Origin of the sequence: Ligilactobacillus faecis, assembly GCF_029889745.1 — a bacterium.
Lineage (GTDB): Bacteria > Bacillota > Bacilli > Lactobacillales > Lactobacillaceae > Ligilactobacillus > Ligilactobacillus faecis.
In genome coordinates this window covers 235,823-249,820 of record NZ_CP123639.1, presented here as the reverse complement: position 1 = coordinate 249,820, position 13,998 = coordinate 235,823, and the positions used below count along the sequence as shown (strand labels likewise).

Sequence of the window (13,998 nt, the reverse complement as noted above, 5' to 3'; positions counted from 1 at the left end):
CTATCAGCTTATTTGTCGTGATAAAAAGAGATCAGATAACTACAAAATATGTTTCTGATCTCTTTTTCAATATCTAATCTTTAGTACTGTAGGCTTAACTTAATGACATTGCCTCTAAGGGAAGTCTTTTTTATTGGCCTGATCGTTTGAAATAATATTTTTCAAAGATAAGACAGAAGCCTAAACAAATGAGTCCACTAAGTGAAAGATAGGCTCCTAACTTGAGTCCTGGGATCGTATAACTAAAGCGGATCTGATGTTTTCCCTTTGTTAAACGTACACCGACAAAAGCATGGTTAGTTTTCAAAACAGGGCGTTTTTTACCGTCTACTTTAACGCTCCAACCTTTAGCATAGGGGATCGAAGATGTTAAGATCCCAGCTTGGTCGACTTTGATCTGCCCTGAAAGTCCAGTTGGGGTCAGTTTGATTTGTTGGAGAGCGTGCTTTTGTAGCTCTTTAACTTGCTTTACATAAGTTGGACCTAAAGTTTGAACGTAAACTTTTAAGTCAAAATGGTAGTTACCTAACTTAGATGGTGTCAACGTCAAAGTTTGCGGGAGCGTTTCAAAGTAACCAAGATTTAAAGTACCTGCAGTTACGACTTTATAAAAAGAGAGAGCATTTTGTTTTGGTTGAAAGAGCTTTTCACTCCCTAAAGGTGAACTGACGCTCAAGGAGAAACTATTATCTGGTGACCCTTGTAAAATGTGGTAGCGGAAATATTTATAACTGGTTAAAAGTTTGTTTTGTTCCAATAGCCCTTGGGTCAGATCACTTACCTTTTGCTGTTCTTCTAAAGCAAGCTGTTTTTTTAAAGTATACGGGGCATATTTGATATGTGAGAGATCAAGTTGCAACTCACCACTGATAGTTTGTTCTTTTGGAAGTTGTAAAACGAGCGTATACGTTTGCTCTGAATCCTGTTTATCTAGCTCATTTGGTGAAACGACGTTACCACGGCTCGAGATCAATTGGTAAGGAAGCTCTTGCACTTCAGAGCGCAACTGTTTTTGATCGACTTTAGCTAAACCAGTAGTAGCAGCTTGTGAAACAACGACTCCAAGAGGCAAAGCTCGCTCTTGTTCTGTAGCCGAAAGTTTTTTGGCTTCAGTCGTTGGCAACACTTTAGTTTGGAAATAAACGAGTGGAAACGCTGATCTAGTTTGATAAAGTTTAGTTTGACGGTCTTTTGAACTGTCACCATTGGCGTCACTGATCTTTGGCGTCGTTTGCACGAGTTGATAGCCATAAGGAAGTTTAGTTGCATTAGGTTGATTGATCTGAGTAAATAAATAACGGACCCCTAAAAAGTTATTCAAAATAGTTCGATCTGATAATTGTCCTAGGGGGATATTAGCTTCATATTGTGCGTTTTGATAAGCATTAGCAAAGTCGCTAAGTGCTTTATTTTGTAAAGAATAATATGAATTGATCGAATAGAGTTTGGAGCCCAAAACGTTATATAGGTGATAGTTTGAACCTAAATTGTAATTTTTGCTCAACGTAGAGATCCGATAAAAATCGTCTTTAGGATCGGGTAAATTTTTTTCCAATCCTGCAAAGCGTTTAGTTTTTAAAGTTTCATAAGCTTTTAGTGGTAACATCTCAGCAGCATAGCCTCCGTTAAAGGGGGCTTCAAAATAGATCGCGTTGAGACAGACATTTAATAAGATCGCACTCAAAAGAAACTTTTGGGGCGTCTTTTTTTTATTCGCATTGCCAAGTAGAGCCCAAAAGACAAATAAAAAGATCATCGGGACAAAGAGCTTTTCATCATTTTGGAAAAGATAGGTCAGACCGATAAAAGTCACATAGCCAACGAGGGCAAAAGAAAAGATCCGCAAAGTTTTTTCTGAAAGTGATCGCAGATCTTTGAGCAAAACACAGACTGCAAAAGCGATCGGTAAGCAACTGAGTAATGTCCAACGGTTCGAAGGGGCCATCAGCCCATTCATAAGTGCTCCAAATTGTGGTAAGAGCAACATGATAAAACTAAGATATAAGGCCCAAAAGGTCAGACGATACGTCTTTTTATGCAAAATGATGTAGATAAGCGCAAAAAAGACGATACTTGAAAAACCAAGCGCACTCCAAAAATAAAAGTCACGGTTAGCTCCATTGATCAACTGGCTTGGCAAAGCTAAGTAATAATAGAGTGGGTAAACGTTTAACCCGTTAGCAAAGACACCACCTGAACGAGTTGAATTTTTGACAGCGATGATCTCTGGAACAAGGAGAAAACTAGAACAAAGTAAGCTGATCACCGTGGCAAGGGCTAATTTACTTAAAAGATGGATGCGAGCTTTTAAAGTTTTGATCTTTTTACGATACGTCAGACCAAAGCGCAAACCTAAATAAAGCATCGCGCCGATCCCTAAAATATAAGCAAAGTAAAAACTACTGATCAACATCCAACTAAAAACGAGGATCAGTGGCCCGATCTTTCCTTGTTGTAAAGTTCGTTCAAGTGCAACAATGATCAAAGGAAAGAGAATGAATGGTGTTGTAAAAAACGGTTGTGCCACATTTGAATAGAGCAAAAAAGCATTGAAAAGATAGACTAATGCTCCGCCAGTGATCGTAAAACGATCGAACTCAAAATGATTGGCAAAGTAGCAGAAAGCAAGTCCTGCACAATACAACCGAATAACGATCATTACCTGATAGCCTGTGACAAGTGCTTTAGCTGGCAAGAGTAAGAGCGGGTAGATAAAGATGTCACCTAGCGTGTAATAAGAGTAGACTTGAAAAACGTCGCTCCCGAGCCCAAAGTGCCAGGACCATGTACTTATTGTACTTGGATCTTTAAAAAAAGCGTGTAGATAGCTCCGATACTCTTCTAATAATGGTAAATGTTGATTTGCACCATCAAGATGCCAGATCAAGGCATGACCAGTGATCAAATACGTGCCGTAAACAAAAAAGGCAACGATGAGAAAAGCTAACGAATATGTCAAATAAAGGTGTGAGTTCTTTTTTTTAGTAAATGAAAATTCCACGATCTTTGTTTGGCCAGAAGGTCCTGGCGATTCCTTTCGTTAGATTAACTTGATTTAAGCGATAACTGCTTGTGCTAATGTTGCTGCAAAATCATCTAGCGCTTGGATGTCTTCTTCACTATCAGGGGCTAAATTGATCTTTAAGTTGGGGGCGCCTTTAGTTGCTCCAGCAGCTTCAAGGGCAGTGGCAAATTTATCGACTGCAACACCAAAATATTCCCCATAAAAAGTATCACCTGAACCTGCGACTCCAAAGACTTTGCCACTGAGATCGACTTCAGCTAATTCCTCATAAAAATCAAGACCTTCATCTGGAAGAGAGCCTTCATCATAAGTATAAGGACAAACAACACAAAGATCGACGTCTTCAAAGTCAGCTGGATCGGCTTGGGAGATCTCTTCAACGCTGACGCTCAAGCCTTTTTCTTCAAGCGCTTGGGCGATGATATCAGCAATGTCCTCATTGTTTCCTGTGATCGTAGCAAAAACGATTTTAGCAGTAGCCATAATATAGTTCCTTCTTTCATAGATTAAAGATTCACAAATATTATACCAAATATTAGCCAAACAAAAATCTTTGTGAGATGAATACGAAAAAATTGTGAGCTTGTTGTATAATATAGGAGTTAGGTAATTTTTAACTGTGGGAAAGTAAATGTGTCGCCAGTCGCTGTTTTATCCAGTTAAATCAAGTTTTTAGAAAGGAAGCCTAATTTTCCCAAACGGCACATTTTAGGCAAAAAATATTATGATAACGATCAAATCACCACGTGAAATAGAAGAAATGGCTAAATCCGGTGCGATCTTAGCTGGGATGCACGTTGGCTTACGTGACCTGATCAAACCGGGGATCTCTAGCTGGGATATCGAAGAGTTTGCGCGGAAGTATTTTAAAGAACATGATGCGATCGCTGAACAGATCGGATTTGAAGGTTATGAATACGCAACTTGTGTCAGTGTAAATGACGAGATCTGCCACGGTTTTCCGCGTAAGAACTTGATCTTAAAAGAAGGCGATCTTGTCAAAGTCGATACGGTCGTCAACTATCATGGAGCAATGAGCGATTCTTGCTGGAGTTATGTTGTTGGTAAAGCGACACCCGAAGTTGAACGTTTGATGGAAGTGACTAAAAAAGCACTTTATCTAGGGATCGAGCAAGCTAAAGTCGGAAATCGGATCGGTGATATCGGAGCTGCGATCCAAAAATACGTCGAAGATGAAAATGGTTATGGTGATGTGCGCGAATTTATCGGACATGGGATCGGACCAACGATGCATGAGAGCCCTAATGTCCCTCATTTTGGTGAAGCTGGTAAAGGTGTGCGTTTGCGCGAAGGGATGACGATCACGATCGAACCGATGGTCAATGCTGGTAGCTGGCAAGCTGATATGAGTGATCCAAATGGCTGGGTCGCACGTACGGCAGATGGAAGTTTATCGTGCCAATATGAGCATACGATCGTGATCACTAAAGATGGTCCTAAGATCTTAACCTCACAAGATCCTGATATCGATGCTAAATATCTGTATAAAAAGGACTAATAGGTATAGGACTTGTAAATATCACTGATACTGGTATAATATTTTTAGAATACTCGGGTGTTTTATTAAGACATCTAAATTTTAAAAGAGGTACACTTTAATGAAAGTAAGAAAAGCAGTTATTCCAGCCGCTGGGTTAGGGACAAGATTTTTACCTGCAACAAAAGCTTTAGCCAAAGAGATGTTGCCGATCATTGATAAGCCAACGATCCAATACATTGTTGAAGAAGCTAAGAAATCAGGGATCGAAGATATTTTAGTTGTTACTGGAAAGGGTAAACGTCCGATCGAAGATCACTTTGATTCGGTACCAGAGCTCGAACAAAATTTAAAAGAAAAAGGTAAAAAAGACCTTTTGCGTTTAGTTGAGCAGACAACAGATATCAACCTTTATTTTATCCGTCAATCGCATCCACGTGGTTTAGGAGATGCTGTTTTGATGGCAAAAGACTTTGTCGGTAATGAACCGTTTGTCGTTATGTTAGGCGATGATATCATGGAAGATAAAGTTCCATTGACAAAACAATTGATGAATCGCTATGACGAAACACATGCGTCAACGTTAGCCGTTATGAAAGTGCCACATGAAGAAGTTAACAAGTACGGTGTCATTGATCCAACATTAGAGACAAAACCAGGTCTTTATGACGTAAAGCAATTTGTTGAAAAACCAGACGTTGATAAGGCTCCTTCTGATTTAGCGATCATTGGACGCTACCTTTTGACGCCAGAGATCTTCACAATGCTTGAAACACAAAAGCCAGGTGCTGGCAATGAGATCCAATTAACAGATGCGATCGATCGTTTGAATAAGATCCAACGTGTCTTTGCTCATGAATTTAAAGGGCAACGTTACGATGTAGGTTATAAGTTTGGCTATCTTAAAACTTCGATTCAATTTGGGCTCCGTCATCCAGAAGTTCAAGATGAATTGAAAGCTTATATCAAGGAACTTGGTAAAACGCTCAAGTAAAGCTCATGAAGTTGGGGGTAGCATAAGCCCCCAACTTTTTTATTTAAAAAAGAAGGGAAGGGATCACATGACAAAAAGACATCAAAAACATAAACAACACAAAAAACTTAAAGTAGGAGGACAAATTTTACTTGGCGTGTTTTGTGTAGGTTTACTGAGTGCTCTTGCTTGGCAAAATGAAACGATCAAAAGTCGAGTGATCAATACATTTGGGGATAGTGCTAAATATCAAAAAGAAGAGTATGAAAAACAAAAGGCCTTAGCTGCTAAAAAATATGGTCCAGCAAAGCAAAGCAGTCAAACTTCAAAAAAAGAAGATCCGTCTAGTCAAAAAAAGAGTTCAGCAAGTAGTTTGAAAGAAAGTAAAAAAACTACAGAGTACGTAAACTATACGGTGCGTTCTGGTGATTCTTTGACAGCGATCGCCATGCGCTATGGGGTGAGTGTTCAAGATCTGATCCAAATAAATGATCTTCCTGCTAATGGACGCGTGGCTGCTGGCGAAGTATTAAAAATTCCAGACAATGGAGAAAGACCAGCAGAAACTGATAGCTCCAATACAGGGGCCGCTACTACCTCACAAAGTTCTGTGGCGACTGACTCGTCTTATAGCGATCAAGATGAAACTGGGGCAGAGGAAGAAAGTACGCCGACCTCTCAAACTGAGCAAACGGTAGGTTCGCAAGCTTCTCGATCTGATACAGATGAATAGGTCCAAGTAGATGAAATTAGACCTAGCAACAACTAAAAAACGTTTAGCACGTTTTAGCGAACTTTTTCAAAAAAATTTTAAGCGGGCTAACGTTAGTAGTACGGCGATCGTGATCGCATATTATACGCTAGTGACGATCTTTCCAATGGTCATTTTTATTGGAAATATTCTCCCGTTGTTACGCCTAGAAGTTGATGCCGTGCTTCCGTATCTTGAAATGGCAATGCCCAGATCGATCTACACGACTTTAGAGCCACTGATCACTAAATTTTTACAAACTGGTGCTTCGGGAAGTGTTGCTTCGATCAGTGGGCTTGTGACATTATGGGCAACAAGTCGGGGGATCAATGCTTTGAAACAAGCTTTTAATCAAGCGTATGATGTCGGGAAAGATCAAGGTGTAGTCACACAACGGATCTTATCATTTTTGATCATGATCTTTATCGGAGTCATGTTGATCATTTTCTTTGTGATCTATAGTTTTGGTCAGCTTGTTTTAGAACATCTTACACCACTATTTGAGTTACCAGCAGACTGGTTGACGACATTTAGCCAGTTAAAATGGCCAACGACAGTGTTAGGACTTTTTTTGATCTTTATTATTTTATATTTTTTAGTGCCTAATGCCAAAGTTCATCTAAAATATATTTGGCCTGGGGCAGTCGTAGCAACATTAGGCTGGATGATGTTGACGCAAGTCTTTAGTATCTACGTTCGTTATTTTGCGCGCTCTTTTTTAAGTTATGGGACGCTTGGGACTTTTATTGTTTTATTGCTGTGGTTAAATTACAGTGCTTATGTGATCATGCTTGGAGTCGTGATCAATGCTTCCCTTGAAGAATTATATGGTGGTAGAGTCAAAGCCAAAGGAGCGTTGGATCATTTTACAGACACTGCCGTTAAAAAGCAGGTCAAGCGTGTTTTTAAAAAGAAATAAAAAAGTTGCGCTCTGAACGCAACTTTTTTTTACTCTTCAAATTCTAGTGTAGCTAAATATTCATCGATCAAACTCAACGAAAAACCTTTACGGTAGAGAGCCTGCTTGAATTTTAAGGAACGCTTTGGCTCAGCTAAACGGCGGTAACGGGGCCAGAGTTTGTCACCTTGGGCGACTAATGTATCCCATTCAGCTTCTTCGTCTAATTCGAGCTCAAGCTCGGCTAGTGCGCCGTCGATGACTTGATTTGGAAAACCTTTTGCTAACAAAGTCTGATAAAGCTTATTTTTTAAAGCTTGAAAAGAAAGCTTATGGTTTTTAGCAACTGTTTTTTGTGCCACTTTAAGTGCATTTGTGACTTGTTGCTCAAAATCAAATTCGAGTAGAGCCTCTTCGATCAAATCAGAGGCGACTCCTTTTTGTCTAAGTTTTTGAGTGATCACGACTGGTCCTTTATCTGTCGTTTTTGCGCTAGTTCGGACGTAGCTTTTAGCATAGTTGAGGTCATCTAAATATTTAGCCTCTGTCAAAGTGATAATGACCCGTGTTATATCATGTTCAGGAATAGCGAGTTTTTTTAAATATGTTTTCATCTCTTTGACTGTTCGTAGTTGATAACTCAAGTGATCTAAGGCTTTACTATAAGCCTTTTGATACTGATCTTCTTTTTTTAAAACTTCGATCAAATTATCAGAAATTTCCATTCCTTTGGCAAGGCGGTATTTGATCAAAGTATTTTCACTGACTGGAAAGGCGTAATGCCCGTCTAAAAAGACATTAAAACGTCCGGCTTTTTTTTGCACAGCGATCGAAGTTATTTTTTTAGGCATATGATCTTTCCTTCCTTGGATATGGTATAGTTAAGTCAACCACCACTGACTAAAGTCAATGGCTTGTGAGCCGAAAATCCTCGTGGATTTCAGACCACAATTTGCGTAGATAGGGACAACTTGCTTGACCAACCAAGGTTGCAATCAAGTAGCGGTCGTCTAATTACCAACGCCTTTTATGTCCCCAGGTTGCCATAGGGACAGATAAGCTAGGATAATTTAGCAATTCCCTTATCCAGAATATTTTTAGCTGCATTCCAATCACGAATATGATGAATACCACAGTTCGGACACGTCCATTTTCGATCAGCTAACGTTAGTTTGTTCGTGCCATTAGTACCCATCACAAAGCCACAATTGTGACATGTTTGTGTAGTATTTCTTGGGCTGATTGTGATAAATTGTCGACCATATAGATCTGCTTTATAAGCCAACATGCCGAGAAAGGAACGCCAGCCAACGTCAGAAATACTAAGCGCTAAAGCATGATTCTTGAGCATATTCTTACTACGCAACTCCTCAGCTACTACTAAATCGTGGTTCTTGATTAGTGCAGTAGAGATTTGTTGGAGAAAATTATGTCTTTGGTTCATTACTTTGGCATGGAGTTTAGCAACTAACAAGCGTTGCTTTTGATAATTTTTACTATCGCGTAAAGAACGATGTTCTTTTTTGACACGCCGTTGTCGTCTAGATAGAATACGCTGTTCTTTAGCTAATTTACCTTTAATAGTGCGATAATATCGTGGATTAGGAACTGTGTTACCTTCATTATCGGTTAAGAAATTATCAGTATTAAGATCAATTCCAATATGTCCGTGATTAGCCTTGGACACTTTAACAAAAGGTTCATCTGAAGCTAGTTGCATTGATAGAAAGAAGTGATCCGCTGGATCTTTAGTCAATGTCACAGTACCAATTCTAGTCTCACACATTCTCCTCAAGAGACGTGCTTGGGAACCGGCAACACGTAACAATCCTATTTTAGGTACTTTGATATGGCTATTATCTAGAAAACATACTGTACCGTTAGTTAGCAACGCAGTCTTTTGCCCTGGGTATTGACAATTGGTTTGATAACGCCAGCGATAACTCTTTCGATGAAATTTAGGAACACCAGCAGTGTGAATCTTCCGAAAAGCATTCCAAGCTTTTCGGTAGTTCTGAATGGCATTAGCTTTCGCCAAACTGTCAATTCGTTTATCTTCTAAAAATTGATAGTGATTAGACATTTGTTTAGCGTTTTGACGCATAGTTAGTTGCTTAATACGCTCCTGGACTGTGTCAATCGATAACTTAACTCTGCGAAGTTGCATCAGTTCCTTACCGATCGCAACCATTTCGTTATAGATAAAGCGACTAGCGTCACTGTTAATTTTAATCAACTGCTTTTGTTGGTCACTAGGGTAGCAACGCATTTTCAGGCCATAATGATATTGCATTTTTGCCATTGACTTCATTTAATTTCACCTCCTTAATTGATATAATGATATTGTATCATATGTCAATGATAATAAATATAGGGGTAAATAAAATGAGTAAAGATAAAATCAAAGACGCAGTATATACCAGACGATATATCTATAACTTCCATTTCCATCTAATTTGGGTTACTAAATATCGTCATAAAACTTTTACTACTGATGAGTTATCAAACGAAATGAAGGATATCCTATGGCAAGTAGCCGAGGATAACGAAATCTTAATCGAGAAAATGGAAGTTATGCCTGACCATGTTCATGTCTTAATTAGCTTTCCGCCTAGCAAGGCACCGACTAGCGCCATCAAAGCGCTCAAAGGCAGAAGTGCCTTTATTTTCTTACGTCGACACCCGGAAATTCGGCAGTCCCGATACTGGGGTGGTCATTTATGGTCGCCTAGTTACTACATGAGCACATTAGGTAATATGAGTAAAGAAGTAGTTGAGAAATATATAAACGATCAAAAATACAATGAGATGAAAAAAGCTCCTTACGGAGCTTGATTCCCATGACTAAAGTCACGGGATTTCCGGCTGAATCTCATTAAAATCGCTATTTTATATCAAAACATATTATAAGCACAAATGAAGTAATACAGTTATTATAAAGCAGTCGCTCCACTTTGTTAAGGTAGCGAAAAGATGGCATTTTAAAAGTTACAAAGTTACCTTCTGGGCGATATGCTCGGGCAAAATTTTGTATTTAAGATGTTAAATAAAGCAAAAACTCGTGATCTTTCTTTTGAATTACGCGTTTTTGGAATTGATGTCAAATATCAAAAAAGGAGCGTTGGTCTTGAGTTATTTAGACATCTATTTGCTAATATCATATTGAGGTCATTATATTAGCAGGATCGATCAATAAAAAACAGAACAACCATAAATTTTTTAAGAGAGCATTAGCTTGTTGCCCGAAGGTACGCAAGTAGAAGAAAGAAGATCAAAAAAGCTTTAAAAGAGGCAGAAAATGAAAATAACGGTCAGAAATAATGATAAGCGTTATTCTAGCTTAGATGAAATGATCTTTACGATCAAGCTAGGCCGTCTTTATTTATATTATGGATCAGACCAAGTGGTTTGAACTATTATATGCTTTCAAAGAAAGGAAAAAAGTTTTGGTACAAACAAAAAAACAAGCACCTGGAGTTATTTTGAAAAAAGGACAAAAATTTGTTGTGACGATCAAACGTTTAGGTATCAATGGAGAAGGGATCGGATATTATAAAAAAAAGATCGTTTTTATTCCTAAGGCACTTCCAGGTGAAGTCGTTTTAGCGCAGATCGTTCAGGCGCGACCCAAATATCTCGAAGCGCGTCTGTTAAAGATCAAGAAGAAAAGCCCTGATCGTGTAGAACCTGTCGATAAATATGATGTCGGAGGGATCGAACTTGAGCATCTCGCTTATCCAGAACAATTGAAGTTTAAGCAAGATGTTATTGCACAAGCATTAGCAAAATTTCGACCTAAAGGCTATCAAACTTATCCTATCTTAGAAACTTTAGGAATGAAAGAACCGTATCATTATCGAAATAAAGCACAGTTTCAAGTGCGGCAAACTAAAACCGGTCTGATCGCAGGTCTTTATAAAGCTAATAGTCACCAACTCGTTGATCTACCGACTTTTGAGACCCAACGTCCTTTGACGTTAAAGATCATTCGTCAAGTTTTGAGCTTATTAGAAAAATGGCATATTTCGATCTATGATGAACAAAAGCACACTGGTCTTGTGCGAACTTTAGTTGTACGTGAATCGTTTGCTACAGGTAAAGCTCAACTTGTTTTAGTGACGACTAGTAAGAAATTTCCACAAAAAAACGGTTTTTTAACTGATCTAAAACAGCTTTTGCCTGAAGTGATCTCAGTTATGCAAAATATCAACCCAAAGAAAACTTCACTGATCTGGGGAGAAGAGACATTTTTACTTGCTGGCCAAGAAACGATCACTGAAACTTTAGGACCGCTCTCCTTTGAACTTTCGGCTCGGGCATTCTTTCAAATGAATCCGCCACAAACGAAAGTCTTATACGATGAAGTCAAAAAAGCTTTGGATCTAACAGCAAATGAAACACTTGTCGACGCTTATTGCGGTGTAGGAACGATCGGCGCTTATGTTGGGCAAAATGCAAAAGAAGTACGAGGGATGGATGTTATTTCTGAAGCGGTCGCAGATGCACAAAAAAATGCACAAAAATATGGCTTACCTAAGACGCGTTATGAAGTCGGACAAGCAGAAGATATTTTGCCAAAGTGGATCGCAGAAGGATTTAGTTTTGATGCTTTAGTCGTTGATCCACCTCGAACTGGTCTGGATAAAAAATTGATCCAAACGATCTTGTACTATGCACCAGCTAAATTCGTCTATGTCTCGTGTAATCCTTCAACTTTAGCACGTGATCTAGTTGATTTGACTAAAGTATACGATGTTGAATATATTCGTTCTGTTGATATGTTTCCGCAGACTGCACGGGTCGAGTGTGTTGTTAAATTAGTTAAACGCCGGTAAGATGTTCCAGTGAGATAGCATAGGCAATAAGCTAAATCTTTGGTATAATTAAAATGATATTGGTGTAGAGACACCCGTGTTTTAGAGAAAGCAGGAATATTATGCGTCATTCAAAAGGACCAAAGGAAGGCGAGTTTATTACGATCAAGAGTTATAAACACGATGGTAGCTTACATCGAACATGGCGCGACACGATGGTGTTAAAGACGAGCGAAAATGCTCTGATAGGTTGCAATGATCATACACTAGTCACCGAAGCTGACGGTAGGCGGTGGGTCACCCGTGAACCAGCTCTTGTTTATTTTCATAAACATTATTGGTTCAATATCGTTACGATGATCCGCGATAATGGCGTATCGTATTATTGTAATTTAGCATCACCAGTTGTTTTAGACAAAGAGGCACTAAAATATATAGATTACGATCTGGACGTTAAAGTCTTTCCCAATGGGGAAAAACGTTTGCTCGATGTAGATGAATACGAAGAGCATAGTGCAAAGTGGAAGTATCCGGCTAAGACTGATCAGATCTTAAAGCATAATGTAAAAACATTAGTTGACTGGATCGAACATGGTAAAGGTCCTTTTTCAAAGGAGTATGTCGAGATCTGGTATAACCGCTATCTAGAATTGTCGCGACGGCAGTAAGTGTCTGTTTATAGCTAAAGGCTGCGATGAAGTTCGCAGCCTTTTTTAGAAGCTATAATAGAGCTAAGCTGTGCTTTGTATCTAATAAAAAGAAAAATGTAGGTTAGATGCTGTGGATTTTAAAGGCTCTCTGCGTTTATAAAAATAAAAAATAAGGAAGGAAGTCTATATTTCTTTGAAGTAGCATGCTTTATGCTACACTGCATTTGGTATAGTCGGGGTAGAAAATTGTTAGATAAGAAAAAAAGGACGCGTCTCCTGTATTGGACGTTAGAACTGTTATTATTAGCACTTTTAGTTTTTGTTTGTACGCAGATCGATTTTATTTTTAAACCGATCGGGATCTTTATTTCAACGTTATTTATGCCTGTTTTGATCGCAGGTTTCCTATTCTATGCGTTAAATCCACTCGTCAATCTTTTGATGCGGATCCGCTATAAGCGTTTCAAAGTTGGGCGAACGTTAGCGGTCACTTTAGTTTTTATCTTTTTTTTCGTGCTTATCGGTTTAGCTGCGGCTTACTTAGTGCCAAAATTAGCTAACCAAGTTGAACAACTAGTTGCACGGACTCCACGCTATTTAAACGAATTACAAGTATATTTGACAGAGCTTACGAAGAATACTAAGCGGCCGAGTTGGTTTGATCAGATCGATCTTACTGAATATTTAGATAATATCAAAGGTTCAGTAAATGGGATCTTGAAAGGCTTCATGGGCTCTTTGACAACAAGTATCGGTTCGATGATCGGGGCAGTTACAAGCGTAACGATCACGATCGTCACAGTACCATTTGTTCTCTTTTATATGCTAAAAGATGGGCCTAAGCTTTTACCAAATATAAAAAAAGTCTTACCTAAAAATCGTGCTGATGCTGTAGCTGAGTTATTAGTCAAAATGAGTGATACGATCGCTAAATATATTTCTGGGCAAGTGATCGAATGCTTATTTGTTGGGACGTTTTCGGCGATCGGTTATAGTTTAGTCGGGATCCCCTATGCTTTATTGATCGGGATGTTTGCTGGGATCACCAATATCATTCCGTATCTTGGACCATATATCGGTCTAGTCCCTGCGATCTTTATAGCGTTATCGCTATCATTTAAAGAAGTTATTTTAGTGATCGTTGTCTGTGTTGTTGTACAGCAAGTCGATGGAAATCTCATCTATCCAAATGTTATTGGCAAGAGTTTAGATATTCATCCACTGACGATCATTATGATATTATTAGCTGCTGGAAATATTGCTGGGCTCTTAGGGATGATCTTAGCGATCCCAGCGTATGCAGTGACAAAAGTTGTAGTCGTTTATTTATATGACATTTGGAAATTACAAGATCCTAAACGTTAGACCTATGATCTTGGTTGCGAGTAG

General features: G+C 38.8%; 12 protein-coding genes. 8 read left to right on the top strand and 4 right to left on the bottom strand.

Annotated features, from left to right (window positions below):
• Nucleotides 1–130: 130 nt before the first annotated feature.
• Both QFX10_RS01275 and QFX10_RS01270 read right to left on the bottom strand, forming a co-directional pair.
• On the bottom strand, nucleotides 131–3,001 hold the full coding sequence (locus QFX10_RS01275) for a YfhO family protein (RefSeq protein ID WP_280606444.1): 2,871 nt from the start codon (nucleotides 2,999–3,001) through the stop codon (nucleotides 131–133).
• Between the two features lie 54 nt (nucleotides 3,002–3,055).
• Entirely contained in the window at nucleotides 3,056–3,508 is a 453-nt protein-coding gene (locus QFX10_RS01270; protein ID WP_280606443.1) for a flavodoxin, read from the bottom strand.
• Between the two features lie 241 nt (nucleotides 3,509–3,749).
• Here QFX10_RS01270 and map point away from each other — a divergent pair, with 241 nt between their 5' ends.
• The 4 genes from map (at nucleotide 3,750) to QFX10_RS01250 (ending at nucleotide 7,166) form a co-directional block, all read left to right on the top strand.
• Nucleotides 3,750–4,544 (top strand): type I methionyl aminopeptidase, encoded by a 795-nt coding sequence (gene map, locus QFX10_RS01265; protein WP_280606442.1) that lies wholly within the window; start codon nucleotides 3,750–3,752, stop codon nucleotides 4,542–4,544.
• A gap of 100 nt (nucleotides 4,545–4,644) precedes the next feature.
• The gene (gene galU, locus QFX10_RS01260) at nucleotides 4,645–5,517 is read left to right on the top strand and encodes a UTP--glucose-1-phosphate uridylyltransferase GalU (protein WP_280606441.1); all 873 of its coding nucleotides are present in this window, start codon (nucleotides 4,645–4,647) and stop codon (nucleotides 5,515–5,517) included.
• A gap of 67 nt (nucleotides 5,518–5,584) precedes the next feature.
• Nucleotides 5,585–6,229 carry a LysM peptidoglycan-binding domain-containing protein gene (locus QFX10_RS01255; protein WP_280606440.1) on the top strand — a complete coding sequence of 215 codons (645 nt, stop codon included), beginning with the start codon at nucleotides 5,585–5,587 and terminating at the stop codon, nucleotides 6,227–6,229.
• A 10-nt stretch (nucleotides 6,230–6,239) separates the two neighbouring features.
• Nucleotides 6,240–7,166: a YihY/virulence factor BrkB family protein gene (locus tag QFX10_RS01250; RefSeq protein WP_280606439.1), complete on the top strand. Its 927-nt coding sequence runs from the start codon at nucleotides 6,240–6,242 to the stop codon at nucleotides 7,164–7,166.
• A gap of 29 nt (nucleotides 7,167–7,195) precedes the next feature.
• Here the strand turns inward: QFX10_RS01250 and recX are convergent, their stop codons facing one another.
• Entirely contained in the window at nucleotides 7,196–7,996 is an 801-nt protein-coding gene (gene recX, locus QFX10_RS01245; RefSeq protein WP_280606438.1) for a recombination regulator RecX, read from the bottom strand.
• A gap of 209 nt (nucleotides 7,997–8,205) precedes the next feature.
• Nucleotides 8,206–9,456 carry an RNA-guided endonuclease InsQ/TnpB family protein gene (locus QFX10_RS01240; RefSeq protein ID WP_280606437.1) on the bottom strand — a complete coding sequence of 417 codons (1,251 nt, stop codon included), beginning with the start codon at nucleotides 9,454–9,456 and terminating at the stop codon, nucleotides 8,206–8,208.
• Nucleotides 9,457–9,530: 74 nt separating this feature from the next.
• Here QFX10_RS01240 and tnpA point away from each other — a divergent pair, with 74 nt between their 5' ends.
• From tnpA to QFX10_RS01220, 4 genes are all read left to right on the top strand, one after another.
• Entirely contained in the window at nucleotides 9,531–9,980 is a 450-nt protein-coding gene (tnpA, locus tag QFX10_RS01235) for an IS200/IS605 family transposase (RefSeq protein WP_280606436.1), read from the top strand.
• A gap of 611 nt (nucleotides 9,981–10,591) precedes the next feature.
• Nucleotides 10,592–11,980, top strand: a complete 1,389-nt coding sequence (gene rlmD, locus QFX10_RS01230) for a 23S rRNA (uracil(1939)-C(5))-methyltransferase RlmD (RefSeq protein WP_280606435.1) — start codon at nucleotides 10,592–10,594, stop codon at nucleotides 11,978–11,980.
• A 101-nt stretch (nucleotides 11,981–12,081) separates the two neighbouring features.
• A complete protein-coding gene (gene ntdP, locus QFX10_RS01225) occupies nucleotides 12,082–12,627 on the top strand; it encodes a nucleoside tri-diphosphate phosphatase (RefSeq protein ID WP_280606434.1) in 546 nt (181 codons plus the stop codon).
• 228 nt (nucleotides 12,628–12,855) lie between these two features.
• On the top strand, nucleotides 12,856–13,974 hold the full coding sequence (locus tag QFX10_RS01220) for an AI-2E family transporter (RefSeq protein WP_280606433.1): 1,119 nt from the start codon (nucleotides 12,856–12,858) through the stop codon (nucleotides 13,972–13,974).
• Nucleotides 13,975–13,998 lie beyond the last annotated feature (24 nt).

Coding starts and splice junctions, on each gene's coding strand:
- QFX10_RS01270 (WP_280606443.1), bottom strand. CDS start 3,508: ATGGCTACTGCTAAAATCGTTTTTGCTACGATCACAGGAAACAATGAG.
- map (WP_280606442.1), top strand. CDS start 3,750: ATGATAACGATCAAATCACCACGTGAAATAGAAGAAATGGCTAAATCC.
- galU (WP_280606441.1), top strand. CDS start 4,645: ATGAAAGTAAGAAAAGCAGTTATTCCAGCCGCTGGGTTAGGGACAAGA.
- QFX10_RS01255 (WP_280606440.1), top strand. CDS start 5,585: ATGACAAAAAGACATCAAAAACATAAACAACACAAAAAACTTAAAGTA.
- QFX10_RS01250 (WP_280606439.1), top strand. CDS start 6,240: ATGAAATTAGACCTAGCAACAACTAAAAAACGTTTAGCACGTTTTAGC.
- recX (WP_280606438.1), bottom strand. CDS start 7,996: ATGCCTAAAAAAATAACTTCGATCGCTGTGCAAAAAAAAGCCGGACGT.
- QFX10_RS01240 (WP_280606437.1), bottom strand. CDS start 9,456: ATGAAGTCAATGGCAAAAATGCAATATCATTATGGCCTGAAAATGCGT.
- tnpA (WP_280606436.1), top strand. CDS start 9,531: ATGAGTAAAGATAAAATCAAAGACGCAGTATATACCAGACGATATATC.
- ntdP (WP_280606434.1), top strand. CDS start 12,082: ATGCGTCATTCAAAAGGACCAAAGGAAGGCGAGTTTATTACGATCAAG.